Annotated in this window: 26 protein-coding genes and 1 tRNA gene; 17 read left to right on the top strand and 10 right to left on the bottom strand. The window is 37.2% G+C overall.

Going from position 1 to position 26,552, the window contains the following annotated elements; genetic code table 11:
- Positions 1–25: 25 nt before the first annotated feature.
- The 3 genes from ZA05_RS11300 to ZA05_RS11290 all read left to right on the top strand — a co-directional run bounded on the left by ZA05_RS11300 (position 26) and on the right by ZA05_RS11290 (position 2,687).
- A complete protein-coding gene (locus tag ZA05_RS11300) occupies positions 26–400 on the top strand; it encodes a hypothetical protein (protein WP_053991791.1) in 375 nt (124 codons plus the stop codon).
- A 157-nt stretch (positions 401–557) separates the two neighbouring features.
- Complete coding sequence (locus ZA05_RS11295) at positions 558–1,799, top strand: DEAD/DEAH box helicase (protein ID WP_053991790.1); 1,242 nt, start codon at positions 558–560, stop codon at positions 1,797–1,799.
- A gap of 21 nt (positions 1,800–1,820) precedes the next feature.
- Positions 1,821–2,687 (top strand): alpha/beta hydrolase, encoded by an 867-nt coding sequence (locus tag ZA05_RS11290; RefSeq protein ID WP_053991789.1) that lies wholly within the window; start codon positions 1,821–1,823, stop codon positions 2,685–2,687.
- On the opposite strand, the gene ZA05_RS11285 is transcribed toward ZA05_RS11290, so the two are convergent.
- Together ZA05_RS11285 and ZA05_RS11280 are read right to left on the bottom strand one after the other, a co-directional pair.
- A complete protein-coding gene (locus ZA05_RS11285; RefSeq protein ID WP_053991788.1) occupies positions 2,688–3,098 on the bottom strand; it encodes a hypothetical protein in 411 nt (136 codons plus the stop codon). It lies immediately after the preceding gene.
- Positions 3,088–3,666: an RNA polymerase sigma factor gene (locus ZA05_RS11280; protein ID WP_053991787.1), complete on the bottom strand. Its 579-nt coding sequence runs from the start codon at positions 3,664–3,666 to the stop codon at positions 3,088–3,090. The genes ZA05_RS11285 and ZA05_RS11280 overlap by 11 nt, the downstream gene beginning before the upstream one ends.
- Positions 3,667–3,809: 143 nt before the next feature.
- Between ZA05_RS11280 and ZA05_RS11275 the strand changes: the two genes are divergently transcribed.
- The 3 genes from ZA05_RS11275 (at position 3,810) to ZA05_RS11265 (ending at position 7,063) form a co-directional block, all read left to right on the top strand.
- On the top strand, positions 3,810–4,151 hold the full coding sequence (locus tag ZA05_RS11275) for a DUF6249 domain-containing protein (protein WP_053991786.1): 342 nt from the start codon (positions 3,810–3,812) through the stop codon (positions 4,149–4,151).
- A gap of 123 nt (positions 4,152–4,274) precedes the next feature.
- Entirely contained in the window at positions 4,275–6,074 is a 1,800-nt protein-coding gene (locus tag ZA05_RS11270) for a DUF885 family protein (protein ID WP_053991785.1), read from the top strand.
- Positions 6,074–7,063, top strand: coding sequence for a carboxypeptidase-like regulatory domain-containing protein (locus tag ZA05_RS11265; RefSeq protein WP_231632483.1), 990 nt, complete (start codon positions 6,074–6,076; stop codon positions 7,061–7,063). The genes ZA05_RS11270 and ZA05_RS11265 overlap by 1 nt, the downstream gene beginning before the upstream one ends.
- A 7-nt stretch (positions 7,064–7,070) precedes the next feature.
- Here the strand turns inward: ZA05_RS11265 and ZA05_RS11260 are convergent, their stop codons facing one another.
- Complete coding sequence (locus tag ZA05_RS11260) at positions 7,071–7,751, bottom strand: M15 family metallopeptidase (protein WP_053991784.1); 681 nt, start codon at positions 7,749–7,751, stop codon at positions 7,071–7,073.
- A 32-nt stretch (positions 7,752–7,783) separates the two neighbouring features.
- Between ZA05_RS11260 and ZA05_RS11255 the strand changes: the two genes are divergently transcribed.
- The 9 genes from ZA05_RS11255 (at position 7,784) to ZA05_RS11220 (ending at position 17,132) form a co-directional block, all read left to right on the top strand.
- Positions 7,784–8,383: an alpha-ketoglutarate-dependent dioxygenase AlkB gene (locus ZA05_RS11255; RefSeq protein ID WP_053991783.1), complete on the top strand. Its 600-nt coding sequence runs from the start codon at positions 7,784–7,786 to the stop codon at positions 8,381–8,383.
- A 386-nt stretch (positions 8,384–8,769) separates the two neighbouring features.
- A complete protein-coding gene (locus ZA05_RS11250) occupies positions 8,770–9,705 on the top strand; it encodes a S9 family peptidase (protein WP_053991877.1) in 936 nt (311 codons plus the stop codon).
- Positions 9,706–9,846: 141 nt separating this feature from the next.
- The gene (locus tag ZA05_RS11245; protein WP_053991782.1) at positions 9,847–10,575 is read left to right on the top strand and encodes an outer membrane beta-barrel protein; all 729 of its coding nucleotides are present in this window, start codon (positions 9,847–9,849) and stop codon (positions 10,573–10,575) included.
- 195 nt (positions 10,576–10,770) lie between these two features.
- A complete protein-coding gene (locus ZA05_RS11240) occupies positions 10,771–11,631 on the top strand; it encodes an SPFH domain-containing protein (RefSeq protein WP_053991781.1) in 861 nt (286 codons plus the stop codon).
- Between the two features lies 1 nt (position 11,632).
- Positions 11,633–11,791, top strand: coding sequence for a hypothetical protein (locus ZA05_RS18350; RefSeq protein WP_197276087.1), 159 nt, complete (start codon positions 11,633–11,635; stop codon positions 11,789–11,791).
- 185 nt (positions 11,792–11,976) lie between these two features.
- Positions 11,977–12,162: an Arc family DNA-binding protein gene (locus ZA05_RS11235; RefSeq protein WP_053991780.1), complete on the top strand. Its 186-nt coding sequence runs from the start codon at positions 11,977–11,979 to the stop codon at positions 12,160–12,162.
- 552 nt (positions 12,163–12,714) lie between these two features.
- The gene (locus ZA05_RS11230; protein WP_053991876.1) at positions 12,715–13,929 is read left to right on the top strand and encodes a DUF819 domain-containing protein; all 1,215 of its coding nucleotides are present in this window, start codon (positions 12,715–12,717) and stop codon (positions 13,927–13,929) included.
- Positions 13,930–13,977: 48 nt separating this feature from the next.
- Complete coding sequence (locus tag ZA05_RS11225) at positions 13,978–14,703, top strand: DUF4369 domain-containing protein (RefSeq protein WP_053991779.1); 726 nt, start codon at positions 13,978–13,980, stop codon at positions 14,701–14,703.
- Between the two features lie 119 nt (positions 14,704–14,822).
- Positions 14,823–17,132: a transglycosylase domain-containing protein gene (locus ZA05_RS11220; RefSeq protein WP_053991778.1), complete on the top strand. Its 2,310-nt coding sequence runs from the start codon at positions 14,823–14,825 to the stop codon at positions 17,130–17,132.
- Between the two features lie 44 nt (positions 17,133–17,176).
- Here ZA05_RS11220 and ZA05_RS11215 read toward each other — a convergent pair.
- The 5 genes from ZA05_RS11215 to idi form a co-directional block, all read right to left on the bottom strand.
- Positions 17,177–17,250 (bottom strand) — tRNA-Thr (locus ZA05_RS11215).
- A 58-nt stretch (positions 17,251–17,308) separates the two neighbouring features.
- Positions 17,309–17,578, bottom strand: coding sequence for a hypothetical protein (locus ZA05_RS11210; RefSeq protein ID WP_053991777.1), 270 nt, complete (start codon positions 17,576–17,578; stop codon positions 17,309–17,311).
- A 94-nt stretch (positions 17,579–17,672) separates the two neighbouring features.
- Positions 17,673–18,644, bottom strand: coding sequence for a type I phosphomannose isomerase catalytic subunit (locus tag ZA05_RS11205; RefSeq protein WP_053991776.1), 972 nt, complete (start codon positions 18,642–18,644; stop codon positions 17,673–17,675).
- 3 nt (positions 18,645–18,647) lie between these two features.
- Positions 18,648–19,058 (bottom strand): 6-carboxytetrahydropterin synthase, encoded by a 411-nt coding sequence (locus ZA05_RS11200; protein ID WP_053991775.1) that lies wholly within the window; start codon positions 19,056–19,058, stop codon positions 18,648–18,650.
- Positions 19,055–19,579: an isopentenyl-diphosphate Delta-isomerase gene (gene idi / locus ZA05_RS11195; RefSeq protein WP_053991774.1), complete on the bottom strand. Its 525-nt coding sequence runs from the start codon at positions 19,577–19,579 to the stop codon at positions 19,055–19,057. The genes ZA05_RS11200 and idi overlap by 4 nt, the downstream gene beginning before the upstream one ends.
- A gap of 237 nt (positions 19,580–19,816) precedes the next feature.
- On the opposite strand from idi, the gene ZA05_RS11190 reads away from it, so the two are divergent.
- Entirely contained in the window at positions 19,817–21,406 is a 1,590-nt protein-coding gene (locus tag ZA05_RS11190) for a peptide chain release factor 3 (protein ID WP_053991773.1), read from the top strand.
- A gap of 150 nt (positions 21,407–21,556) precedes the next feature.
- Entirely contained in the window at positions 21,557–21,793 is a 237-nt protein-coding gene (locus tag ZA05_RS11185) for a (4Fe-4S)-binding protein (RefSeq protein ID WP_053991772.1), read from the top strand.
- Positions 21,794–21,852: 59 nt separating this feature from the next.
- On the opposite strand, the gene ZA05_RS11180 is transcribed toward ZA05_RS11185, so the two are convergent.
- Together ZA05_RS11180 and rpoC are read right to left on the bottom strand one after the other, a co-directional pair.
- Complete coding sequence (locus ZA05_RS11180; RefSeq protein ID WP_053991771.1) at positions 21,853–22,173, bottom strand: DUF3467 domain-containing protein; 321 nt, start codon at positions 22,171–22,173, stop codon at positions 21,853–21,855.
- Positions 22,174–22,230: 57 nt separating this feature from the next.
- Positions 22,231–26,532 carry a DNA-directed RNA polymerase subunit beta' gene (gene rpoC / locus ZA05_RS11175; protein ID WP_053991770.1) on the bottom strand — a complete coding sequence of 1,434 codons (4,302 nt, stop codon included), beginning with the start codon at positions 26,530–26,532 and terminating at the stop codon, positions 22,231–22,233.
- Between the last annotated feature and the right edge of the window lie 20 nt (positions 26,533–26,552).

Below are 26,552 nucleotides of genomic sequence, written 5' to 3'. Positions count from 1 at the left end.
ACGTAAGTCTTTATCTTTTTCAACTATGAAAAAAATCCTAACCATATTCGTCATCAGTTTAGTGCTGCTTTTGGCTGCCTATTTTGCGTTTGTATACTACGTGCCTTATAGCGAAGGCACTCGTTCTGGAGAACTTATTAAAGTGAGTAACAAAGGGGTTGTGTTTAAAACTTGGGAAGGAGAAATCAGCCAAGGGATTAGTGGCGCGGAAATATTTAAGTTTTCTGTGCTCGACAAAGATGATGATGTGATACAGAAACTCAATGAACTACAGGGAAATTATGTTAAGGTTACCTATGTAGAACGCTACACAACATTAGCGTTTTGGGGCGACACCAAATACTTTGTAACGGCCGTAGATAAGGATGTCTCCCCGCACTTCAACAAAAAATCGGAATAAAAACAATCGAGTTGTAACCGCAAACTAATTGACCGTTAGCACTTTCAATTTCCTGTAAGAAACTTTGTGCTTGCAGAAAGCTATACATCAGTAAATCAATCTCTAAAATTAAGTTCAGCTTTAACTTTTGACTTATATTTGCCAGAAATAAACCTAAATGTCATTTAAAGACTTAAATCTTAACAAACCCATCCTAAGAGCTGTTGCTGAGGCAGGATATGATGATCCTACATTAATTCAGGAACAAACCATTCCCGTGGTTTTAAGCGGAAAGGATCTAATAGCCTCTGCACAAACGGGTACTGGAAAAACAGCCGCATTTGCTCTTCCCATTCTTCAATTGTTGTTTGACAAGCAAGACGCCCCTAAAAAAGGTAAAAAAATAAGAGCTTTGGTTGTTAGCCCTACAAGGGAATTAGCCATACAGATAGGAGAAAACTTTAAGACTTACAGTACTTACACAAATCTACGTTCCACCGTAATCTACGGAGGTACTTCCATAGAACCGCAAATAGATGTATTGAAAAAGGGAGTGGACATTTTAGTTGCCACACCAGGGCGCTTATTGGATCTGCACAAACAAGACATCATTAATCTTGATTACGTAGAAACCTTGGTTTTGGACGAAGCCGACTTAATGTTGGATATGGGCTTTATAGATGATGTTAAGAAAATAGAGCGTTTATGCCCTGAAGGAAAACAGATTTTACTGTTCTCTGCCACCATGCCATATAAGGTAGAACAACTGGCCAATACCATTTTAAAGTCACCGCAACGTATTGAAGTCACTCCTACTTCTTCCGCAGCAAAAGATGTTGGCCAAATTCTTTACTACGTTCCTAAGCGCAATAAAATTGAACTTTGTTTACACTTATTACGGAATACAATTAAAGGTAGCATTCTAATTTTTAGACGTACCAAATTTGGTGTGGACAAATTAGAGCAAACCCTGCTTAAAAATGGTTACAAAGTAGAAACCATACATGGGGATAAAACGCAAAATGACAGACAGGAAGCTTTAAAGAAATTTAAAAATGGCTATGTCAACATTTTAATTGCAACAGATGTTGCTGCTCGTGGAATAGACATTAACGAACTGGATGCGGTAATCAATTTTGATTTACCCAATGTTCCAGAAACCTATGTGCATCGCATTGGAAGAACTGGTAGGGCCGGAAATATTGGACATGCCTATTCCCTTTGTTCTGCCGACGAAAAAACTTATATTAAATCCATTCAACAATTAATAAATGTTCAAATACCAGTAGAGGAAAATCATCCTTATCCTCTAGACCCCAAAGCGAAGCCTGAAGTCCACCGCTCCAAAAATACTGGGAGCAAACACAAGAAAGGAAGAAAAGGCCAAGGTTCCAAAAAGAAAAAGAAACGCTGGTATTAATAGTTAACCCTCAAATAGACAATGAAATACTTCGGTATATTTTTAATTATATTTTCAATCTCAAAAAGTAGTTTTTCGCAAATTGACTTATTACATCATGACACGCAACCCAGTGAAGTAGCTGAAACCAAACCCTTCGAAATTGGAGATCAAGTAACCATGTACTCTTCGGTGTTGGACGAAGACCGTATTGTCAATGTATATCTGCCCAATAGCTATCAAAAGGCCACTCATAAAGACTATCCCGTAATTTATCTATTGGATGGATCCAGGGAAGAAGATTTCATTCACATTTCCGGTTTGGTACAATTTGCTTCCTTTTTGTGGATTGACATGGTTCCAGAATCCATCGTCGTGGGCATTGCCAACATAGATAGAAAACGTGATTTTACTTTCCTGCCTAGCGTAGCAGATCATTCACAAAATTTCCCAACCGCAGGAGGCTCTGAAAAATTTATAAATTTCATTGAGATGGAATTACAGCCATTCATTGAAAAAACTTACAGAACCACTAGAACCAAAACCCTTATAGGGCAATCCTTAGGAGGACTTTTGGCCACCGAAATTCTATTCACAAAACCTCATCTCTTCAACAATTATCTAATTGTAAGCCCTAGTTTATGGTGGGATGAAGAAGCACTTTTGAAAAAACAGCCTGCCATTATACACGCCAACTACAAGGTTTCCAAAAATATTTTTATCGCAGTTGGAGGAAAAGAAGATGAAATCATGCAGCGTGAGGCCAACGCACTTTACACACTACTTCAAAGCAGCGAAAACGAATCAATAACTTCAACTTTGGAAGTATTTGAAGACGAAAATCACGCAAACATCCTACATTTAGCAGCCTATAACGGCCTTAAAACTATTTTTAAAAAGGAAGACTAATTACAATTTAAGACGGGAATTGAAATAATGCTTCAGCAACGGAATTTGCACCATTACCATCAATGCCAACATTACCATTCCGTACATTGTGGTTTGAGAAAACTTGATTCCTGAAAAAGCATTCCATTTTGGAATTTTGATTTGTTCCAAAGAAATATAGGATGACCAACCTTCCCCTTGTGCAGGAGCTCCAAGCGCTATATAAAGCACTAACAGACCTAAGCCCACAGAAAGCATCCACCAAACCGCTTTGGGAACTAGAGGTTTATAAGTGATTCTTTTCACTTCCGAAAGCTGTTCTATTTCCTCCATGACTTTTGAAGTAAACTCGAACGAAGGAGACTCTTTTTGTGAATTCTCCATGAACTTTTGAACCAATTGCTCCAATTCTTTATCCTTTTCAGTTTTCATAACGTGCTATCATTTCAGGTTCTAATTGTGTTTTCAATATGGAAGCCAACTTTTTGCGGCTTCTAAACAACTTAACTTTAACATTATTGGGTGTAATCCCCACTACTTTGGAAATTTCCTCCAAACTCTGCTCTTCAAAATAAAACAGAGTCAACAAAAAACTATCCTCACTTGGCAATTGATTAAGACAATCCTGAATCAACTGTGCCTTTTCCGCCTCCAAAATACCATCCAAAGCGGTATCCATTGTTTTAATGTACCGCATTGTTATCTCATCTACGGGCACATTGGCCAAGTATTTTTTGTTCTTTTTAATACTGTCCAAACAAGTGTTGTAGGCCACCTTATAAACCCAAGTGGACAGTTTGGAATCCCCTTTGAACTTCCTTAAAGATTTATACACCTTTATAAAAGTGTCTTGTGCCACTTCTTCAGCTTCCTCCCTATTTTTGACCATTCGCAGTGCCAAAGTAAAGACCATGTCCTTATATTGATCTACCAATACAGAAAACGCACCGGTATTTCCTTCAATAATTTGATTGATAATTATGTGCTCGTTGATGGCCATGTAACAAATAAGACGCCCCTATAACTTTTGAGGTTACAACTTTTTTATAAAAATATTTTTTCAGTCTTTTTGTAACCTTAATGAAAAAAGTATCGTCATAAGATAAAAACATATTAAAAGTAATCAATTAAAAAACAAGTATCATGGAAGAAATATTAATACCTATTAGCTTTTTCTTGGCCCTATTCGGGATAGTTTACCTTTATTTTTCTACGCGAAATAAAGAACGTCTAGCCCTAATTGAAAAAGGAGCAGATGCCAGTATTTTTACAATGGGCAAACAACGTACAGCACCTATTTGGAAGGTCATTATTTTGAACCTAGCGCTTTTACTGATGAGTATTGGTGTTGGAATTTTTATCTCACAGATATTGGTATCTATGGGAGTAGATGAAGATATTGCCATGCCTGGAACCATATTTTTAATGGCTGGAGTTGGCCTATTCATAGGTTTTAAAATGACTCAAAATTTGGATAAGGAATAAATTACAAGCCTAATTTATAACCTCAACACCGTAAACTGCCATTTTAATGGCAGTTTTTTTTATGCTTTAGAAACTGCATAGAATCCGTATCTTTAAAACCTCAAATAAAATTTTATTGTTTTAATGAAGAAATTATTAATAGCTGCTGGTCTAATTGCAACGTTTATTGCTTGTAAAAATGAGACCAAACCAACCGAAACAGATTCTCAAACAATCAATGCAAATATGCCCAATGCCGAATTTGACAAAGTATTGGAAGCTTATTATCAAGACGCCTTAAAACTTAATCCTTTAAATGCCACTGCAGAGGGGGACAACAGATACAACGACTTGCTTCCAAACATGCTATCGGATGACTTTTTGGCAAAAACCAAGGCCCATTATACCAGCTATAAGGAGCAAGTAAACGCATTTCAGGATGCTCAATTAAGCGAAAGTCAACAACTTTCTAAAGCCATCCTAAATTGGGAATGCGATATCAATTTGGAACGCCTTACATTTAGAGAAGACTTAATGCCTATAAACCAATTTTGGTCCCTTCCTTTGATGATAGGTCAATTGGCCAGTGGTGCTGGTTCACAACCCTTCAATACTGTACAAGACTATAATAACTGGCTACTGCGTGTAAATGGCTATTTGGAATGGATGGCCTCTGCCGAAGCAAAAATGAAAGAAGGTGTTAGCAAAGGCTATACGCTTCCAAAATCATTGATCACAAAAGTCCTTCCTCAATTGGAAGCACTTACCAACGCTACTACCGAAGAGCATTTATTTTTCTTTCCTATCAAAAGCTTCCCTGAAGATTTTACTGAGGAAGATAAAACCAAATTGACTGAAGCCTATAAAAACCTTATCGAAACCAAAGTGGTGCCTGCCAACAAAAAGTTGTTGGATTACATGAGCAAAGACTATTTGGAAGCAGGAAGGACTTCAAGTGGTATTTCAGAAATTCCAACTGGACTCGATTATTATGCCTTTGCGATTAAGCAGTATACCACGACTAACATGACGGCGGATGAAATTCACCAACTGGGATTGAGTGAAGTTGCTCGTATTTCTTCTGAAATGGAAAAAGTGAAGGCTCAAGTTGGTTATGAAGGAGACCTAAAAAGTTTCTTCGACTTTGTAAGAAACAATAAAGAACTGATGCCTTATACAGAGGCGCAACAAGTGATCGATCACTTCAACAATATCCACGCAACCATGCAACCGCAATTGGAAAAATTGTTCGATTTAAAACCAAAAACCGCTTTTGAAGTAAGACGAACAGAGGCTTTCAGGGAAGCTTCGGCAAGTGCAGAATACAGCCCTGGATCTGTTGACGGAACTAGACCAGGTATTTTTTATGTACCGGTTCCAAATGCTTCGGAATACAACAACTTTATGGACGAATCATTATTCCTACACGAAGCCATTCCAGGGCACCATTACCAAATTTCATTGCAACAGGAAAATGAAGAGTTGCCAAGCTTTAGAAAAACCTTATATTACAGTGCCTATGGTGAAGGCTGGGCCTTGTACACGGAGTCCCTTGGTAAAGAATTGGGACTTTACTCAAATCCCTACCAATATTTTGGAATGTTAAGTGCAGAAATGCACCGAGCCATTCGTTTGGTAGTGGATACAGGAATCCACACTAAAGGCTGGTCAAGAGAGCAGGCCATTCAATATTCTTTAGAAAACGAAGCCGAAAGTGAATCAAGCATCATCTCTGAGGTGGAGCGCTACATGGCCATTCCGGGGCAAGCACTTTCATACAAAATTGGTCAGTTGAAAATTTTGGAATTGAGAGCCAAAGCCGAAAAGGAATTGGGAGACAAATTCAATATTTCTGAATTCCACAACCAAGTATTAGAGTCTGGAAATATGCCATTGGCCTTTTTGGAAACCAAAATAAATACTTGGATAAAGGCTAAAAAATAATGCGACACATCTTATTATATATAAACATCCTATTTTTTGGTGGTTTGGCAATGGCCCAAACCACCATCAAGGATGGAAACACGAATGAACCTATTCCCTACGCTACTATTTCCTTCGGGAATGGCAACGGTATTTTTGCTGATGATTCAGGCATGTTCATCTTCACCAAAAAGCTATATCCGGATATCGACTCTCTATTCATTTCGGCCTTAGGATATAAAGACTTAGGAGTTTCTACTGAAAATCTTCCCAAAATCTTGCTTTTAGAACCTCATATTGACCAATTGGAAGAAGTGGTTTTAAATGTAAATGTGCCCAAAGAGGACCGAAAATTTAAAAAGGAAACTCAAAAACCCTATTTGGACGATGATTATTATAAATGTTGGTTACCAACCATAGAATCTGAAATTGCCGTCTTTTTCCCAAACGAAACCTCTCAAGACAAGGAAATAGCTACCATTCATTTTCCAATTACTTTGGAATCTAAAGATTGGGAAAAGCGTAAAAAAGCCAATGCCGACAAACAACCTTTTTCGACCCTCTTTAAAGTAAAATTCTACGAGAATCAGGAAGGTTTCCCTGGAGACGTACTCACCTATGAAAACATCGTTTTTGTAGCAACCGAAAAACACGGCGATGTTTTTGAACTTGATGTAACTAAACACAAATTGGACATCCCCGACAATGGTTTTTTTGTATCACTTCAAGTATTGGGTTATACTGACAAGAACGGAAAACTACTTCCTAACAAAAAATACAAAGAGGTGAAGTCTAGAAATGGTGTTTTAAAAATCCCAACCAACTTTAGACCGTTGCTACCATTTACAGATGAAATTGTAGAAAACAACACTTACATAAAGCGGGTATTCCTTAATGATAATGAATGGGTTCGATTTGAAAAAGGAAGTGGTATTGAATCCTCCCTATTAAAATCAGACCTTACCAATTACGGTATTGGAGTAACCTATAAGGTTTTTAAAGAGGATTAAGGAATATTTACTTCACAGGAAAATCGAAATAAGTGTCTGGAAATGGCTCCCAGCGCAAGGTAAAATGCCACCACTCCTTTGAATAACTCCTAAAGTTATGTTTGTTCATCACCCTTTGCAGTAATTGGCGGTTAGCTTTTTGCTCCGCTGTAATGCCTTCAAAAGCCACCCAAGAAGACATTCCAAAAAAATCGTAGGGACTTCCCATGTCCAAAGGCTCTAAAGTTTCGGCATCTACAATGGTAAGGTCCAAGGTACTGCCTCTACTGTGTCCAGAACGCGTGGCAATATAACCATCACGAAATAAATGTCTCTTATTAACATTAGGATAGAATTCTTGCTTTTCAATCGTGTCATTTAAGTTACGTGCCCATTGCATAAAATGGTTAACGGCTTGTTGCGGCCTGTAACCATCATATACTTTTAAACACAAGTTTTGCTGTTGCAATTCATCCTGTACCAACTTCAGTGCTTCGGCTGCCCGCTTGGTTAATATCAATCTGTTGGATTGATAGCCTGTAATGGTATCTCCAACAAAATTATGTGAGCTATAATATCGAAGTTCCACTTCAATATCCGGAATAACAGAATCTACATACACAAAACCATCGGGCAAGGTATTTGTCTCCTGTAATTTAAAGGCAAAACTTATGACTATAAATAGTATTATCAGTATTTTGTTCTTCATAATGTAAAGGCTAATTTAGAAAAATTAAGGCTATGGATTTATTTTCTGGAGAAAAACTGATTTGGAAATTGCCCGACGCAGAACTTATTTACATCCCAAATTTCTTCTCAAAAACAGAAGCCACCTACTACTTTGAACAGCTTATGGAAGGTACCCAATGGCAGCAAGATGAAATAAAAGTATTCGGGAAAACCTATCAACAGCCAAGATTAACGGCCTTTTATGGTGAAAGCAATACGCCCTATAGCTATTCAGGTATTACGATGCATCCTAATCCGTTCTCCAAAGATCTTTTGGAAATCAAAGCTAAGGTTGAAGAGGAAGCCCTACATCATTTTAACTCTGTGCTTTTAAACCTCTACCGAAATGGCAACGACAGCAATGGTTGGCATGCTGACAATGAGGCTTCATTAGGCATCCACCCCGTGATTGCTTCGGTAAGTTTTGGAGAACAGCGCTATTTTCATTTCAAGCACCGTCAATTAAAAAATGAACGTCACAAAGTGGTATTGGAACACGGAAGCTTATTGATTATGAAAGGCGCTATGCAGGAACATTGGTTGCATCAAATTGCAAAAACGAAACGAAAGGTTGGCCCCAGAATTAATCTAACCTTCAGAAAGATAATTTAAAGAACTCTATAAAAAGAAAAAACCGAGATCCCTCAATCTCGGTTTTCCTAATTTGCTGTTTTACATGTGTAGATTTAGGGTCTCTAAAGCCAACAACATAATGCAAATATTAATTAATTAATCCATTGAACTAAAAACTAAATTTCTAGTACACTTCAAATGTAAAACAATATTTCAATGCATCGATTAAAACACATAATAAATCGATGAAATGCATTAAATTTTAACATTTAAAGACAAAAACACACGTTTTATCGACGAAATACATCTTAAAGTTTTCAATATTCTCCTCTGAAAAAGCACCAATTTAATAGAGAAAACGTTAAAAAGATAGAATGAATGATCTCAACTTTTGTTTAAATTTGAACATTAATCAAGAACCTGCTATGAAATCTATTTTCTCTTTATTCATCTGTTTTGTTTGCATCCACTTTAGTCTACTTGCACAAAATTCAAATTTCACCTCTGAAAATATCTCAGTAAGCGAATTTATTGATGGTACCTTATTATTACCGAATGACATTCAAAAACCACCATTGGCAATTTTAATTGCAGGATCTGGCCCAACAGATAGAAATGGAAATCAAAATTTTGCCAAAAACAATTCACTAAAAAAATTGGCTGAAGCTTTGACAAAGGATGGTATGGCAACGTTTAGATATGACAAGCGTTCAGTGAAATTATTACAAACTGGAAAGTTAGACGAGGAAATCATGTTTGACGACTTTGTAACTGATGCTACAGATGTATTGCAATATTTCAAAAAGAAAAAGGCTTTTTCAAAAATCTATATTATCGGGCATAGCCAAGGAAGTCTTATTGGCATGTTAGCAGCCAAGGACGGCGCCAACGGATTTATTTCTTTGGCTGGGCCAGGCAAAAGTATCGATGAAGTTTTAAAGGAACAAATTGCTAAAAGCGCACCTCAATTTTCTGAAGAAAGCAACAGGATTATCGATATTTTAAAGTCAGGGCAAACCACTACAGACTACTCCCCTGCCTTAAACTCCATTTTCAACATAGACATTCAACCCTTTATGATTAATTGGATACAATATGATCCACAAGAAAGTATTGCAAAGCTCGACATGCCCATCTTAATAATAAATGGTACCAATGATTTGCAAATTTCACAAGCAGATGCGGAGTTACTGAAAAGCGCGGCGCCAAATGCCCAGTTAAAAATTATCGATAAAATGAATCATGTATTTATAGAAGTGGATGACAACGAACTTGAAAACTTTAAAACCTACAATGACACCTCTCTGCCTATTTCTCAACATTTAGTGGAAAGTATTTCGGCTTTTATAAAATCAAATTAACCTAGCATATTTAAGTTAAAAGATTCATTTTCAAATATTTTACTAAGATTAACGAAAAATAAGGTTGCTAATCGATTAAATTGTGTACGTATAGTTGTGTTAAATTAGTTTTAATAGGATTACCAATCCCACTAATTAACCATGCGAGCACCAATTTTACTGTTAATCACTTGCCTATTGGGACTCTATTCCTCCAAAGCTCAAGAATTTGCCATTGGAGCTAAAGGGGGATTAAATTACTACACTATAGGCGATATAAATTCCAGAGCCAATTCCATTGCAACAATGGATGAAGATGAATTATTCTCCCCAAACAAGGAACTAGGGTATCAATTTGGAGGTTATTTTACTGTTGAATATGGTAGATTCTTTCTTAGACCTGAAATAGTTTACCTGTCTTCCAAAAACAGTTATGATTTTCCGGATAAAACTGCTTATTGGAAAACCTCCAGAATAGAGGTTCCCGTTTTGGCCGGTTTTGAAATTTTTGACCCAGTATCCATTTACCTTGGACCTGGATTTAATTTTTATAATGACACTACACTAGATGGAGTTCAAGTAACTTCGTATAGTGATGGAGGTCCAGATTTGGACAAAACCACCGTAAACTTCAGCTTTGGGGTTATGGTACGTTTTGGTAGGTTTGGAGTAGATCTTAGGTACGAACAAGGTTTAAAAGAAACCGAAGAAGAATTGTTAGACATAATCCACAGTGCTTACGGTGTTAACCTAGCAGATTTGAAGGCATATAAACCCAACATGCTACGCTTAAGTGTTTTTATAGACATCTTCCGTACAAACCCTGATGATCTCGATGGCTTTTTCTCAAACCTATTCAGAAGTAACAAATGCCATTGTCCCTATAATTAAAATATAACTCATATAAATGAAGAAAAGCACCCTTAAAAAAGGGTGCTTTTCATTTCAACTAATTAACCAACCAAATGTAATATCATTATTACAGGAGGCAAATTTTCAATAGTCATGCCAAAAACCATTTTGTCATGACAATTTTTTTATATATCTTTATGATATCATTTTAATATCATTTTAAATCAATCAAAGATGAAAGAAGAAAAAATTATCGTTCCCGCAAATGGCTATCTTATGCTATTTCTATTTCTTATCCTATTTTTTGGAAGCATTGCTGGAATCATTCTATTCCAGACTCCTTGGTTTGTCCTGACCATTATCTGTGCTATCCTTATTGCATTAGGTTTTATTATGGTACAACCCAATAACTCAAGAGTTTTATTGCTGTTTGGAGAATACAAAGGTTCAGTAAAAAAGAACGGCTTCTATTGGGTTAATCCTTTTTATACCAAAAAGAAAATCTCGCTTAGAGCCAGTAATTTTGATAGTGAACGCCTCAAGGTTAATGACAAATTGGGAAATCCTGTCATGATCAGTACTATTTTGGTTTGGCGTGTACAAGACACCTATAAAGCAGCTTTTGATGTTGACAATTACGAGAACTTTGTAAGAGTGCAAACCGATGCCGCTGTAAGAAAGCTGGCAAGTATGTACCCTTATGACAATTTTGCAGACGAAGGTCATGACGAGGACATTACTTTACGCTCCAGTGTAAACGAAGTAAGTAACGCTCTAGAAAAAGAGATTGACGAGCGTCTTTCCATCGCCGGTATCGAAGTCTTGGAAGCAAGAATTGGTTACCTGGCCTATGCTCAAGAAATTGCAAACGCCATGTTAAAACGTCAACAAGCAACAGCCATTGTTGCGGCCAGACATAAAATTGTGGAGGGTGCCGTAAGCATGGTGGAAATGGCCTTGGAAGAACTCAATAAAAAAGAAATTGTAGAATTGGATGAAGAACGTAAAGCCGCTATGGTTAGCAACCTCATGGTTGTTCTTTGTGGAGACAAAGATGCCTCTCCAGTATTAAATACAGGAACCTTAAATCATTAATATGAAAGAATACAAAGTAAGCACCAAATCCATAGGACTTATAAATCCTAGCCAAAAACTTGAGGACCACCTCAACCAACATGCTCGGGAAGGGTGGAAAGCCATTCACTTTAATACAAATATGACAACCATAGTTTTTGAGCGTGAAAAATTCAGATAATACAACTAATTAGTATAAACTATTAAGCAATGCAGATAATCAAGGAGTTTTTGACAAAGTCCTAAATATTATTTACGATGCCAAAAAGCCACTTCTTATAAGTACCTCCAAGGCCAATGAATTTTATGATACCTTGAAGAAGTTTAAATCAGAAACATATAATCCAGAATTTATAGAAGAAAATTATGTCTAAAAAGAAAGCTTTTGCATTACGGATTAATGAAGAGATGCTCAAAGCCATTGAAAAATGGGCTTCGGATGAGTTCAGGAGCACCAATGGCCAAATTGAATGGATGCTGATGCAAAGCCTTAAAAACCATAATAGAGCACCAAAAAAGAAAACAAATACAGATGAGGAAAGCGACACTTAGGGGTCGCTTTTTTTTGTGGAATAATTTTGTCACTTTTGCAGCTCAATTCACTTACCCATGAAATATTTTATTTATTGCGTCATTAGCTGTTTTTCAATACTATTTTCAATGCAAAACAGCCATGCACAAACCGTTTATGTTGGCAAACCCGAAAGTGTTTATTCCGAAAATTTTGAAATCCCGGTTGCAGTAGACTCCATTAACTTCAGCAACTTTTCTTTAATCATCACTCCAACTAGTCCTGAGCTTAAACTGGAGCAGGTTATACTCAACAAAAAACTATCCCAAGGTTCCTTAAGCTATACTGAAAACAATGGAAGCTATACCATAAAATATTCTGGAAACGCGCCTGTGAGTATCTCAAAAAAACAAGCTTTATTAAGCATTAAAGCGTACACTCAGGAACGTTTTAAAGACACTCAACTACTTACAATTAACAAAGCTCAATTTGACCATGCTGGTGAAGTTGTTGAAGTAACTACCAAAATAGAAAACAGTACCGTCAATAAACTTGTATTGTTTAAAAATGACGCTATTGTATTGGGATTGCTCATGCTGGCTTTAGGTTTTGTCTTCTATACTGAATCTCAAAAAAAGGGATTTTGGCCAGTATTCTACAAATACGTTCCAGGCTTATTAATGTGTTATCTCATTCCTGCAATCTTCAATTCTTTTGGATTAATTTCTGCCGACGTTTCCAAAACCTATTATGTAGCCAGTCGTTATTTATTGCCGGCGTCCTTAGTTTTATTGACCATTAGCATTGACCTTAAAGCCGTTTTCAATTTAGGTTGGAAAGCTTTGGTGATGTTCTTTACGGGCACCATTGGTATTGTAATAGGTGGCCCAATTGCCATTTTGATTATATCTACCTTTTCTCCTGAAACAGTTGGAGGTGTTGGCCATGATGCTGTTTGGAGAGGTTTAGCCACTTTGGCTGGAAGTTGGATTGGTGGTGGAGCCAACCAAGCGGCTATGTTGGAAATTTACGAATTCAACCAAGAACTTTACGGAGGTATGGTATTGGTAGATATCGTTGTAGCCAATATTTGGATGGCCGTATTGTTATTAGGAATTGGTAAGCGCAATAAAATTGACAATTGGCTAAAAGCAGACAACAGTGCCATTGACAAACTACAGGAGAAAGTCCAAAATTTCAGTGAAAAAATTACCCGAAACCCAACACTTACAGACCTCATCGTTATTTTGATGTTTGCCTTCACAGCAGTTGGTATTGCACATTTTTCTGCGGATAAAATTTCGACATTTTTATCAGACAATTTTGAAGCTGTAAGCAATCCTAAAAGTGCCCTTTCCTCTTTTGGAAGTCAGTTTTTCTGGTTGATTTCCATAGCTACCTTAATTGGCATTTTATTGTCATTTACCAAAGCTAAGAATTACGAAGGAGCTGGTGCCAGCAAAATAGGAAGTGTGTTTATCTATGTTTTGGTAGCCACTATAGGAATGAAAATGGATCTTGGCAAAATTTTTGAAAATCCAGGCTTGATTTTGATTGGTTTGGTGTGGATGTCCATTCATGCGGGCTTACTTATTTTGGTTGCCAAACTCATTAGGGCCCCTTACTTTTTTATGGCCGTTGGAAGCCAGGCGAATGTTGGAGGTGCCGCATCGGCGCCTGTTGTGGCCGCCGCTTTCCACCCTTCGCTTGCTACTGTAGGAGCCCTTTTAGCTGTGTTTGGCTATGTGGTTGGAACCTATGGAGCCCTGCTGTGTGCCGAATTGATGAGAATCGCTTCGGCTGGTTAGTTTTTAAATTTAATTTATAAGATATTTGCCCTCCAATAATTTTTTAAAATGAAAAACGTATTTATAATAGCCCTCGCCTTTTTGGCAATTTCCTGCGGAAACGATACTCAAGACTTAACTGTTAAAGTCCATGTAGATGGCTTAAAAAAAGGTACTGTTTACCTAGAGCAACAGCAGGATTCTGCATTCGTAATTGTAGATTCTATAGTTGTAAATGGCAACCCAGAATTTGAATTACACAGTAATTTAAGTGAGCCGCAAGTTCTATTTTTAAAACTGAATAAAAATGACAATGACTACCGTTATATCTCGTTTTTTGCGGACAAGGGTATTACAGAAATTAAGACAACCTTAAAAAATTTCAACTTTGATGCTTCCATAAAAGGATCTAAACAACAAGATGTTTTGGAAGAATATCTATTGATGATTTCTAAATTCAACGACAAAAATTTAGATTTGATCAAAGAACATTTTGAATCGGAAAAAAGCAATGATTCTACTGGTTTTGATTTCGAATCACAGTACAACACGCTTATAAAGCGTAAGTATTTATATACCATAAACTTTGCCGTAAACCATAAAGACAGTGAAGTATCTCCCTATTTGGCTCTTACTGAAATTCCAAATACCTCTGTTAAATACTTAGAAACTATTTACGAGGCCTTAAATGACAACATTAAAGCATCTCTTTATGGTAAAGAATTAAAAGCTGAAATAGAAGCTAGAAAAGCAGATTCAACAAGTGTTTCTACAAATACAGAAGAAGCTCAATAATATTTTAAGAATCTTTATACATAAAAAAGCCAGCGAAATGCTGGCTTTTTTTATTGATTACAAGTTCCATAGATAATACTTCTTTGAGAAATTCGTTACCTTGTAGAGAAGTTAATGTTATGATTTTGAACAAGGAACGTGTACGCAAATGGGGAAAACGAATTGGTTATGGACTTCTCCTATTAACGACACTTTTAATCTGCTTTTATTACAGTATTTATTTTGGTGCTTGGGGTGAAATTCCAAGCAAAAATAAACTCTCTAGTCTCAAACAAAGCCAAGCAACTCAGCTACTTGACAGCAACAATAAACTTATTGGCAAGCTATATGTGTACGACAGGCAATCCATTCCTTTTGCCGAATTTCCGCAACATCTTATCGATGCCCTCATCGCTACAGAGGATTCAAGGTTTTATGAGCATCATGGCATCGACAACAAAAGTCTTTTAAGAGTCTTTTTCAAAACTATTCTAATGGCCGATAAATCTTCGGGAGGCGGTAGTACCATCACCTTACAATTGGCTAAAAATTTGTTTGGGAGACAAGATTATGGAGCCATAAGTATTGTAGTTAATAAAATAAGGGAAAGTATCGTGGCCAAAAGAATTGAGGATTTATATTCCAAAGAGGAAATCTTGACACTATACCTAAACACAGTTCCCTTTCCGGACAACACTTATGGTATTGAAAGTGCCTCTCAAAAATTCTTCAATAAACACGCCATGGATTTAAACCTTTTGGAAGCTGCTACACTTGTTGGTTCCTTAAAAGCAAACAATAGCTACAACCCCAGGTTATTCCCTGAAAATTCAATGGAAAGAAGAAATGTTGTGCTCAACCAGATGGTAAAATACGACTATCTTCTGCAATCTAGCCTTGACAATATTGCTGAAACTCCCATTAGCCTAGACTATCAATACTATGCCCCAAACCAAGGTTTAGCTCCCTACTTTAGGGCTGAAGTAAAAAAACAGTTGGATTACATTTTAAAACAAAAACAGTTTAGAAACTCCAATGGAGAGCCTTATAATATTTTCCATGACGGCCTAAAGGTGTATACTACCTTGGACAACACTATGCAACAATATGCGGAAAAGGCCATGAAGGAACACATGAAAAACCTTCAGAAGCAATTTGAAAAAGCTTATGGCAACAATGCACCTTGGTTAAAGAATAAGCCCGCCTTTCTTGCAGTCAAAAAGAGATTGCCAACTTTCAAGCGTTTAAAAAATTTAGGCTTGGATGAAAAGGCCATTCAGGACTCTTTAAACAAGAAAAAATCCACGGAACTTTTTTCATGGAATGACAACAGTATTGCCTCCCTTTCTACATTGGATAGTTTAGAATACTTTTCGAAATTTCTAAACGCTGGAATGGTTTCTGTGGAAGCAAAAACAGGAGCTATCAAGGCCTACGTGGGAGGAATTGATTATAGTTTTTTTAAATACGATCACGTAGCTCAAAGTAAACGGCAAATTGGCTCCACTTTCAAACCAATAGTCTATACAGCAGCACTTGAAAATGGCATGGCTCCTTGCACCTATTTCCCATTAAAAGCCATTACCTATACCGATATAGACAATTGGACCCCCACAAACGCATCAAAAGAAGAAGACGAAAACCTTAATTATTCTCTTCAAAAGGCTTTAAGTAATTCTGTCAACACCATTGCCGTAAAAGTATTGTACGAAACGGGAATCGATCATGTGATCTCCATGGCGCACAAAATGGGAATTGCTTCTGAAATTGAGGAAGTACCTTCCATTGCCTTGGGTTCTTCAAATCTTAGATTATTGGAACTTGCCAAAGCCTATTCCAGTTATGTCAACAATAGCCTACCGTCAACGCCCATATTTATCACTAAAATTGAAGATAAGAACGGTAATGTTATTGCCAGTTATAAAGACCTCTATAAAAGCAATAAAACTGTTGAAAAGGCCTTTAGTGACAATACTAGACAAGTGATGCTGGAATTCATGAAAGCTACTGTTAACGAAGGTACTGCAAAGCGCTTGCGCACTTCTTATAAATTTAGAAATGATTTGGCAGGAAAAACTGGAACCACTCAAGACAATAAGGACGGTTGGTTTGTTGGCCTTATGCCCAATTTGGTCACCATTACTTGGGTTGGCAACGACAACCAGCAAATTGGGTTCCAAAGTACCCGAATGGGTCAAGGCGCCAATTCGGCATTACCCATTTTTGCCAATTACTTAAAACTGCTTAACCAAGATTCTAGGTTCAACCGTTATACCAGAGCACGCTTTGAATCTCCTTCCTTTGAGGTCTTGGCAAGTTTAGATTGTCCACCTATCCAAGAAGACAACTTTTTACAACGTCTTTTGGGCAATAAAAAAGACAAGCGAGAATTTAAAAAGAAAAAGAAAAAAGGAATCTTTTCATGGCTTAAACGCAAAAAAGATGATTAACAATAGCCATAAAAAAAGCCTCTCAAAATTGAGAGGCTTTTTAGAGCCGATAGAGGGACTCGAACCCACGACCTGCTGATTACAAATCAGCTGCTCTAGCCAGCTGAGCTATATCGGCAAAGCGAGTGCAAATATAATCGTGAAAACTATATTTGCAAACATTTTTTCAAAAGAAATTATCCTAAAGCGTTAATTTTTTCAATCAGTGTTTCTGCGCTTTCTTCTAGCTCTTGGTTAACAGCTTTAAAATGAGCTTTTTTATCCTCAACACTTCTATCGTTAACCTTTGCAATTAAAGCATCAAACATTTCTATTGCCTCATCAATAATTGCCTCACTTTCCTTAGTGTCCTTGTCTGTGTTGTTATATTCCCATACATACACCGCCTCAATAATATCTCCTAAAACGTAGTTTATATCCTTTTTTAGGTTTCTAACATTTGCCATAATTCGTATTTTTTATTTGCTACAAAAGTAAGTAATTAATTGAAATAAAGTTAGGTCTTCCCTTTAAATGCGAAGGGTCTAAAACTATAGAATTTTATACATAAACTTCCAAAAGTGTGGCTTCCTTTGCTTCAATACTAAAAGTGTCAATGGCATATGGCATCAACACCGTTTCCCCCTTAACCAAAGTTTCCTTAGTTTCTTCGGTTTCTATGGTAGCCTCCCCTTCCACACACATATATATAATGAATGAATCATGATTGTTTTCCTTTTCCAATCTTGAATTTACCTTTAAATAATTGGTTGTAAAATAAGGACAATTCACCATTTCATTTGCCTTGTTCTTATCTGTATCATACTCTACCCTAAAATTGTCGGGCATATCAAAATCGATGGCATCTATTGCCAAATCATTGTGCAATTCCCTTTCATTTCCATTACTGTCCACTCGATCCCAATCATAAACTCGGTAAGTGACATCACTTGTTTGCTGAATTTCAGCCAAAAGCACTCCTGCTCCAATAGCATGTAAACGCCCTACTTCTATAAAATAGGTGTCACCCGTTGTAACCCTATCAAAATTTAATATTTTGGTTAAGGTCTTTTTCTCTAAATGCTTTAAGTAGATTTCTGGTGTTACCTTTTGGTTGAAACCAACTATTAGATTAGCTCCTTGGTCTGCCTGCATCACATACCACATTTCGGTTTTTCCAAAAGAGTTATGACGCTTTAATGCCAATTCATCATTAGGATGTAGTTGTATTGACAAATCTTCCTTGGCATCAATAAACTTGATTAGCAAGGGGAATTTATCTCCAAAAATTTTATAATTATTAAGTCCTACCAACTTATCCTTGTAAGTATGCAGCAATTGTTTCAGGGTCTTACCCTTAAGAGCACCGTTTGAAACAACCGAAGTATCACCTTCTACATCACTTATTTCCCAGCTTTCCCCAACCCTTTTTGAAGTCCCTTTTTTATGAAGTAATTTTTTTAGTTTCTCGCCTCCCCAAATTTTATCTTTTAAAATGGGGTCAAACTTAATGGGGTATAGTAATTCGTTCATCTATTATTGTCCAGAGTAGGTTACAAAATTTCGTTGTGTTTCATAGAGTGTGACTTCCAAATCAAGTCTGGAATCCAATCTTTTTTTAAGCTTGTTGTAAATGACCACTACAATATTTTCCGCAGTAGGATTTAAGTCCTTAAATTCTTCAACCTCCAAATTCAGGTTTTTATGATCAAAAGGCTCTTCAACTTCTTCCCTTATGATATTCTTTAAAATCCGAAGGTCTATGACATACCCAGTTTCTTTATCAATCCTACCTGTGACACTTACAACCAGTTCATAGTTGTGTCCATGGTAATTGGGATTGCTGCACTTACCAAATATTTCCAGATTTTGTTCGTCAGACCAATCTTTCCGATACAGGCGGTGCGCTGCATTAAAATGGGCCCTCCTACTTACGGTAACTATCATTTTGAAATATTTATATGTTCGTAGAATTTTTCAAAAATAATTTTAAACCAAGCTGTATATTGTTCCGGGTGTACAAGCATATCGGCTTTAACTTCTTCCAATCCCATCCATTTCCAAGCTGCTACTTCATCTGGGTTTATTTGAGGCTCGCCATTGAAATGTCCCACCAAAATATGGTCATATTCATGCTCTGTCAATCCGTTGTCAAAAGGAGCTTTATAAATAAAGGAAATAGTGTCTTCCAAATCGGTTACAAATCCCATTTCCTCCTTTAAGCGTCTTTTTCCCGCTTGAATATTGGTTTCCCCAACACGTTGATGACTGCAGCAGGTATTGGTCCACAACCCAGGCGAATGATATTTATGTAAAGCCCTTTGCTGAACCATTAATTCATTGTTCTCATTAAATACAAACACAGAAAATGCTCGGTGCAACAATGCTTTTTCGTGAGCTTCCATTTTGGCCATCGTACCAATTTGCTCATCGTTTTCATTAACTAAAATGACTTGTTCTTCAATCATAATGTAAAAATACCAATCAAATTTTAAATGAACATAATCCTAGCCTTAATTGTTGCGTCAAAAAATCAGAAAAAAATGTTAGATACTTTTAATTAAAAGTAGTTCAAATGTATTCTAGGGGCAGACCTAAAAAATGAATACCTCCATATAGCCACTGCTACTGAAGCCTTTAAAAAGTGGAATCCTTAATTGTAACATGCCTTAAGAAGACGTATATTTGCCGTCCAATTTAAGCGCATGAATTTTAAAGACGAAATCAAAAGAAGACGTACGTTTGGTATCATTTCACACCCTGATGCCGGAAAGACTACTTTAACTGAAAAACTCTTGCTTTTTGGTGGAGCCATCCAAGAGGCTGGAGCCGTAAAAAGCAACAAAATCAAAAAAGGAGCCACGAGTGACTTTATGGAAATTGAACGCCAAAGGGGTATTTCCGTAGCCACTTCCGTACTTGCTTTTGAGTATAACGGCACCAAAGTAAACATTTTGGACACACCAGGTCACAAGGACTTTGCCGAGGACACTTTTAGAACTTTAACGGCTGTTGACAGTGTTATTGTAGTTATAGACGTTGCCAAAGGGGTTGAGGAACAAACCGAAAAACTTGTAGAGGTTTGTAGAATGCGAAATATCCCTATGATTGTTTTCATTAATAAATTGGACCGTGAAGGAAAAGATGCTTTTGATCTTTTGGATGAAGTGGAACAAAAACTAGGATTAAGCGTTGTGCCATTGAGTTTTCCAATTGGAATGGGCTACGATTTTAAGGGAATTTATAACCTTTGGGAAAAGAACGTTAACCTATTTAGTGGGGATAGCAGAAAAAATATCGAGGAAACCATCGAGATTTCAGATTTGGAATCACCTGAGCTTAATGAATTAGTTGGTGATAAGGCAGCTGATACCCTTAGAGAAGAAATAGAATTGGTACAAGGTATCTATCCTGAATTTGACAAGGAAGAATACTTGAGCGGTAAACAGCAGCCTGTATTTTTCGGATCTGCCTTGAACAATTTTGGGGTTAGGGAATTGCTGGATTGCTTTGTGGACATCGCCCCGCCACCTAGACCCAAACAAAGTGAAGAGCGATTAGTAAATGCGGACGAAACTAAATTTACCGGTTTTGTATTTAAAATTCACGCCAATATGGATCCAAACCACCGTGACCGTTTGGCATTTATTAAAATAGTTTCGGGTGAATTTAAACGTAATGCACCCTACCTTCATGTTAGGTTGAATAAGAAGCTTAAGTTCTCCAGTCCAAATGCCTTTTTCGCCGAAAAGAAGGAAATTGTAGACATCTCCTACCCTGGTGATATTGTTGGACTTCATGATACTGGAAACTTTAAAATTGGGGATACCCTTTCCGAAGGGGAAACCATCAATTACAAAGGGATACCAAGTTTCTCTCCAGAACACTTTAGATACATCAATAATGCCGATCCATTAAAATCGAAACAATTGTATAAAGGCATCGACCAATTAATGGACGAAGGGGTTGCCCAGTTGTTTACCCTGGAGCTCAATGGCCGAAAGGTAATTGGTACCGTTGGAGCACTTCAGTATGAAGTAATCCAGTATAGATTGGAGCATGAATATGGCGCCAAATGTACCTATGAAAACTTGAATGTATTCAAAGCTTGTTGGGTAGATCCTGAAGACCCCAAAAACGAAGAATACAAAGAATTTTTACGCGTTAAGCAACGTTACTTGGCAAAGGACAAACAAGATCAACTTGTATTTTTGGCAGATTCGGCGTTTTCATTACAAATGACGCAACAGAAGTACCCATCAATTAAGTTCCACTTTACTTCAGAATTTAAGTAATAGAGTAAAATTTCAATCGTTATAGTAAGAAATTAAATACAAAAGAAAGGGTTTAGCACAAATTTGATGTCTCTTATCGAAAATTTTGTGGATACATTAGGCATTTTTGATAATTTCAAATTGTGAAGACAACCCCAAAACCGTCTACTTATGAAAATCCAAGCTAACCAATTTAGTAATGATGACATTACTGTCTCATTCAACCCATCGAAATGTATCAATTCCGAATGTTGTGCCAGAGAACTCTCCAGTGTCTTTAGACAATCGGTAATTCCATGGATTGATATGGAGGGTGCCCCTAGTAATAACATTATGGCACAAATAAAAAAATGCCCTTCTGGAGCATTGAGTTATAAGGTAAAAACCAAGGCTAAAGAGTACGCCTAATTAAATTTAAAATAACCTTAAGAAAAAAGCCTTTGATTATCTCAAAGGCTTTTTTGTTTTTATGCTTGTCCCGTAGGTCCAAAATTTAAAGGAATAGGCGGTTGGTCATAATCTTTGATCTCACCATGAGCCTGTTCAAACCTATGAACATTATCTCCCAATGCCTTCAAAAGTCTTTTGGCATGTTGTGGGGTCAAAATAATTCTGGATTTCACCTTACTTTTTGGAGTTCCAGGCATAATACTCACAAAATCAACTACAAATTCTGAAACTGAATGGTTGATGATTGCCAAGTTGGAATATGTTCCTTCTGCAACCTTTTCATCCAGCTCTATATTAATTTGTCCTTGTTTCTTTTTTTTATTTTGTTCTTCTGCCATATACTGTATGATTCAAATTAAGTTAAAAAAAGAATCCCGCTTTCGCGGGAATTCTTTTTAGTTATAATTCATTTCTTCTTTGGCTTTCATCATCTCATTGAACTCCTCTTTAGAACCTACAATAATACTATCATATCTTCTAACACCTGTACCGGCCGGAATTCTATGTCCAACAATTACATTTTCTTTCAAGCCTTCAAGAGCATCAACTTTTGCACTTACAGCTGCCTCGTTAAGAACTTTAGTTGTTTCCTGGAACGATGCTGCAGAGATAAATGACTTAGTCTGTAGAGATGCTCTCGTAATACCTTGAAGGATTGGAGTTGCTGTAGCTGGACTAGCATCTCTAGCGGATACTAAAGCCTTATCCTCTCTTCTCAAAATAGAGTTCTCATCTCTCAATTGACGAAGCGTAACAATTTGTCCTGGTTTTAAAGTTGTAGAATCTCCTGCCTCCTCTACTACTTTCATTCCAAAAATCTTATCGTTTTCTTCTATAAAGTCAGATTTATGTACCAATTGGTTTTCTAGGAAGATAGTATCTCCAGAATCAATAATCTGAACTTTACGCATCATTTGTCTTACAACAACCTCAAAGTGCTTATCGTTAATTTTTACACCTTGTAAACGGTATACTTCTTGAACTTCGTTCACTAAGTATTGTTGTACTGCAGATGGCCCTTTAATATTCAAGATGTCTGTTGGCGTAATAGAACCATCAGACAATGGCATACCTGCTTTCACATAATCATTCTCTTGAACTAGGATTTGGTTAGATAACTTTACTAAGTACTTCTTAACCTCTCCAAGTTTAGACTCGATAATGATTTCACGGTTACCTCTTTTAATCTTACCGAAGGATACCACACCATCAATTTCAGTTACTACTGCTGGGTTAGATGGGTTACGAGCCTCGAACAGCTCGGTTACACGTGGAAGACCTCCTGTAATATCCCCTGCTTTTGCAGATTTACGAGGAATTTTCACCAAAATCTTACCAACACTAATCTTATCTCCGTTATCGATCATCAAGTGAGCTCCTACCGGCAAGTTGTACGAACGGATAGTTTCTCCTTTTGAATCTTCAATATGAAGCGTTGGGATCAATTTTTTATTTCTAGATTCAGAAATTACTTTTTCCTGGAATCCTGTTTGCTCATCGATTTCTACTTGATAGGTAACACCTTGCTCGATATTTTCATAACGAACCTTACCGGCAAATTCTGAAATAATTACACCGTTGTAAGGGTCCCAAGAACAAATCACATCATCTTTCTTAACGGCATCTCCACTATTTACATAAATATAGGAACCGTAAGGAATGTTATTTGTACTTAAAGTAATACCAGTTTTGGCATCAACAAGTTTCAATTCTGAAGTTCTGGAAATTACTACATCAACTTCCTTACCTTCATTATCTAAAGTCTTAACGGTTTTAAGATCTTCGATCTCTGCAATACCGTCGTACTTCACGATTAATTTATTCTCCTCAGAAATGTTACCTGCAATACCCCCTACGTGGAACGTACGCAATGTTAACTGTGTACCAGGCTCTCCAATAGATTGGGCAGCTACCACACCAACGGCCTCACCTCTTTGAACAATTTTACCTGTTGCAAGGTTTCTACCGTAACACTTCGCACAAATTCCCTTTTTGGCCTCACAGCTCAATGGAGAACGTACTTCAATACTTTCTAAAGCAGAATTTTCGATAGATTTTGCAATGGTTTCATTAATGTGTTCACCAGCGCTCACCAATAATTCTTCTGTAATTGGATCGTATACATCATTCAACGACGTACGACCTACAATTCTATCTTCAAGTTTTTCAACAACTTCCTCGTTTTTCTTCAACGCCGAAACTTCAATACCTCTAAGCGTACCACAATCTTCACTGTAAATGATAACATCCTGAGATACGTCTACCAAACGACGAGTCAAGTAACCAGCATCGGCCGTTTTAAGAGCGGTATCGGCAAGACCTTTACGAGCACCGTGCGTAGAGATAAAGTATTCCAAAATTGAAAGTCCTTCCTTAAAGTTGGAAAGAATTGGGTTTTCAATAATCTCTCCACCTCCTGCATTGGATTTCTTAGGCTTGGCCATCAAACCACGCATACCAGTCAACTGACGAATCTGCTCTTTAGATCCACGAGCTCCAGAATCAAGCATCATGTACACAGAGTTAAATCCTTGTTGGTCCTCACGGATACGCTTCATAGACAGCTCCGTCAATTCAGCATTGGTAGAGGTCCAAATATCAATTACCTGGTTGTAACGTTCGTTGTTGGTAATAAGTCCCATGTTATAGTTGGCCATAATACCATCCACCAAAGTATTGGCTTTATCGATCATGGTATGCTTTTCAGCAGGGATAATAATATCACCTAAACTGAAAGACAATCCACCTTGGAATGCGAACTTATACCCCAAAGTTTTGATATCATCCAAGAAAGCCGCTGTTTCTGGTACACTAGTAACTTTAAGAATGTTACCAATGATGTCTCTAAGGGATTTCTTAGTCAAAACTTGGTTAATATATCCTGCTGCTGCTGGTACTTTTTCGTTGAAAAGTACACGTCCAACAGTAGTTTGAATGATTTGGGTGGTCAATTCACCTGCCTCATTAAAGTCTTTTGTTCTTACCTTGATACGGGCATTCAAGTCTACTCTTTTCTCGTTGTAAGCAATGGTTACCTCATCTGGAGAGTAGAATGTCAATCCTTCCCCTTTAACAACAACATCTTCGGTAGTTAAACGCTCCTTGGTCATGTAGTACAGACCAAGAACCATATCCTGAGAAGGTACGGTTACCGGAGATCCGTTGGCAGGGTTCAAGATATTGTGTGATGCCAACATCAACATTTGTGCTTCCAAAATAGCCTCTGGTCCTAATGGTAAGTGCACCGCCATCTGGTCACCATCGAAATCCGCGTTAAACGCCGTACATACCAATGGGTGTAACTGGATTGCCTTACCTTCAATCAATTTAGGCTGGAAAGCTTGGATACCAAGTCTGTGAAGCGTAGGAGCACGGTTCAAAAGCACTGGATGTCCTTTTAATACGTTTTCCAGGATATCCCACACAACTGGCTCTTTTCTATCTATAATTTTCTTTGCAGATTTTACAGTCTTAACAATTCCTCTTTCAATCAATTTTCTGATGATAAAAGGCTTGTATAATTCTGCTGCCATGTTCTTTGGCAATCCACATTCGAATAATTTCAATTCTGGTCCAACAACAATTACCGAACGTGCAGAGTAATCAACACGCTTACCAAGTAAGTTTTGACGGAAACGTCCTTGCTTACCTTTCAAGGAATCAGACAATGACTTAAGTGGTCTGTTAGAATCTGTTTTTACAGCAGACGACTTACGTGTGTTATCGAACAATGAATCTACAGACTCTTGTAACATACGCTTCTCGTTACGTAAGATTACCTCTGGAGCCTTGATTTCTACCAATCTCTTAAGACGGTTGTTACGGATGATTACACGACGGTATAAATCATTCAAATCAGACGTTGCAAAACGACCTCCATCAAGTGGCACCAATGGACGTAATTCTGGTGGAATGACAGGAATAGCCTTCATAATCATCCACTCTGGTCTGTTTTCACGGTTAGCATTAGAATCTCTAAACGCCTCAACAACCTGTAAACGCTTTAAAGCCTCGGTTTTACGTTGTTTAGAAGTTTCGTTATTGGCTTTGTGACGTAGGTCATAAGACAATTCATCCAAATCAATTCTCGCCAAAAGCTCGATCAAACACTCGGCTCCCATTTTAGCGATGAATTTGTTAGGATCTGTATCATCCAAATATTGGTTTTCTTGTGGAAGGGATTCCAAGATGGTCAAGTATTCCTCTTCTGTCAAGAAATCCAATTTTTGTAATGGGTCACCTTCTACACCTTTGGCATTACCTGGTTGAATTACCACATAACGCTCGTAGTAAATGATCATGTCCAATTTCTTGGATGGCAATCCTAATAGGTAACCAATTTTATTTGGAAGAGAACGGAAATACCAAATATGTGCTACTGGCACAACAAGGTTAATATGTCCTACTCTATCTCTACGTACTTTCTTTTCTGTTACTTCAACACCACATCTATCACAAACAATTCCTTTGTAACGGATTCTTTTATATTTACCACAAGCACATTCAAAATCCTTAACGGGACCAAAAATACGCTCACAGAATAAACCATCTCTTTCTGGTTTATGAGTTCGATAATTAATAGTTTCAGGTTTCAGAACCTCACCACGAGACGCCGCCAATATAGACTCTGGCGATGCTAAACCAATCGAGATTTTATTAAATCTCTGTACTGTATTCTTATCTTGTTTTCTAGCCATAATACTTTGTAGTCTTTATC

This window comes from Mangrovimonas sp. TPBH4 (assembly GCF_001280505.1).
Classification (GTDB): domain Bacteria; phylum Bacteroidota; class Bacteroidia; order Flavobacteriales; family Flavobacteriaceae; genus Mangrovimonas_A.
This window is presented reverse-complemented; position numbering and strand designations above follow the sequence as displayed.

What these genes read in the sequence shown, in the direction of transcription:
- ZA05_RS11300 (WP_053991791.1), top strand. Translation starts at nt 26, where the DNA reads ATGAAAAAAATCCTAACCATATTCGTCATCAGTTTAGTGCTGCTTTTG.
- ZA05_RS11295 (WP_053991790.1), top strand. Translation starts at nt 558, where the DNA reads ATGTCATTTAAAGACTTAAATCTTAACAAACCCATCCTAAGAGCTGTT.
- ZA05_RS11290 (WP_053991789.1), top strand. Translation starts at nt 1,821, where the DNA reads ATGAAATACTTCGGTATATTTTTAATTATATTTTCAATCTCAAAAAGT.
- ZA05_RS11285 (WP_053991788.1), bottom strand. Translation starts at nt 3,098, where the DNA reads ATGAAAACTGAAAAGGATAAAGAATTGGAGCAATTGGTTCAAAAGTTC.
- ZA05_RS11280 (WP_053991787.1), bottom strand. Translation starts at nt 3,666, where the DNA reads ATGGCCATCAACGAGCACATAATTATCAATCAAATTATTGAAGGAAAT.
- ZA05_RS11275 (WP_053991786.1), top strand. Translation starts at nt 3,810, where the DNA reads ATGGAAGAAATATTAATACCTATTAGCTTTTTCTTGGCCCTATTCGGG.
- ZA05_RS11270 (WP_053991785.1), top strand. Translation starts at nt 4,275, where the DNA reads ATGAAGAAATTATTAATAGCTGCTGGTCTAATTGCAACGTTTATTGCT.
- ZA05_RS11265 (WP_231632483.1), top strand. Translation starts at nt 6,074, where the DNA reads ATGCGACACATCTTATTATATATAAACATCCTATTTTTTGGTGGTTTG.
- ZA05_RS11260 (WP_053991784.1), bottom strand. Translation starts at nt 7,751, where the DNA reads ATGAAGAACAAAATACTGATAATACTATTTATAGTCATAAGTTTTGCC.
- ZA05_RS11255 (WP_053991783.1), top strand. Translation starts at nt 7,784, where the DNA reads ATGGATTTATTTTCTGGAGAAAAACTGATTTGGAAATTGCCCGACGCA.
- ZA05_RS11250 (WP_053991877.1), top strand. Translation starts at nt 8,770, where the DNA reads ATGAAATCTATTTTCTCTTTATTCATCTGTTTTGTTTGCATCCACTTT.
- ZA05_RS11245 (WP_053991782.1), top strand. Translation starts at nt 9,847, where the DNA reads ATGCGAGCACCAATTTTACTGTTAATCACTTGCCTATTGGGACTCTAT.
- ZA05_RS11240 (WP_053991781.1), top strand. Translation starts at nt 10,771, where the DNA reads ATGAAAGAAGAAAAAATTATCGTTCCCGCAAATGGCTATCTTATGCTA.
- ZA05_RS18350 (WP_197276087.1), top strand. Translation starts at nt 11,633, where the DNA reads ATGAAAGAATACAAAGTAAGCACCAAATCCATAGGACTTATAAATCCT.
- ZA05_RS11235 (WP_053991780.1), top strand. Translation starts at nt 11,977, where the DNA reads ATGTCTAAAAAGAAAGCTTTTGCATTACGGATTAATGAAGAGATGCTC.
- ZA05_RS11230 (WP_053991876.1), top strand. Translation starts at nt 12,715, where the DNA reads ATGCTGGCTTTAGGTTTTGTCTTCTATACTGAATCTCAAAAAAAGGGA.
- ZA05_RS11225 (WP_053991779.1), top strand. Translation starts at nt 13,978, where the DNA reads ATGAAAAACGTATTTATAATAGCCCTCGCCTTTTTGGCAATTTCCTGC.
- ZA05_RS11220 (WP_053991778.1), top strand. Translation starts at nt 14,823, where the DNA reads ATGATTTTGAACAAGGAACGTGTACGCAAATGGGGAAAACGAATTGGT.
- ZA05_RS11210 (WP_053991777.1), bottom strand. Translation starts at nt 17,578, where the DNA reads ATGGCAAATGTTAGAAACCTAAAAAAGGATATAAACTACGTTTTAGGA.
- ZA05_RS11205 (WP_053991776.1), bottom strand. Translation starts at nt 18,644, where the DNA reads ATGAACGAATTACTATACCCCATTAAGTTTGACCCCATTTTAAAAGAT.
- ZA05_RS11200 (WP_053991775.1), bottom strand. Translation starts at nt 19,058, where the DNA reads ATGATAGTTACCGTAAGTAGGAGGGCCCATTTTAATGCAGCGCACCGC.
- idi (WP_053991774.1), bottom strand. Translation starts at nt 19,579, where the DNA reads ATGATTGAAGAACAAGTCATTTTAGTTAATGAAAACGATGAGCAAATT.
- ZA05_RS11190 (WP_053991773.1), top strand. Translation starts at nt 19,817, where the DNA reads ATGAATTTTAAAGACGAAATCAAAAGAAGACGTACGTTTGGTATCATT.
- ZA05_RS11185 (WP_053991772.1), top strand. Translation starts at nt 21,557, where the DNA reads ATGAAAATCCAAGCTAACCAATTTAGTAATGATGACATTACTGTCTCA.
- ZA05_RS11180 (WP_053991771.1), bottom strand. Translation starts at nt 22,173, where the DNA reads ATGGCAGAAGAACAAAATAAAAAAAAGAAACAAGGACAAATTAATATA.
- rpoC (WP_053991770.1), bottom strand. Translation starts at nt 26,532, where the DNA reads ATGGCTAGAAAACAAGATAAGAATACAGTACAGAGATTTAATAAAATC.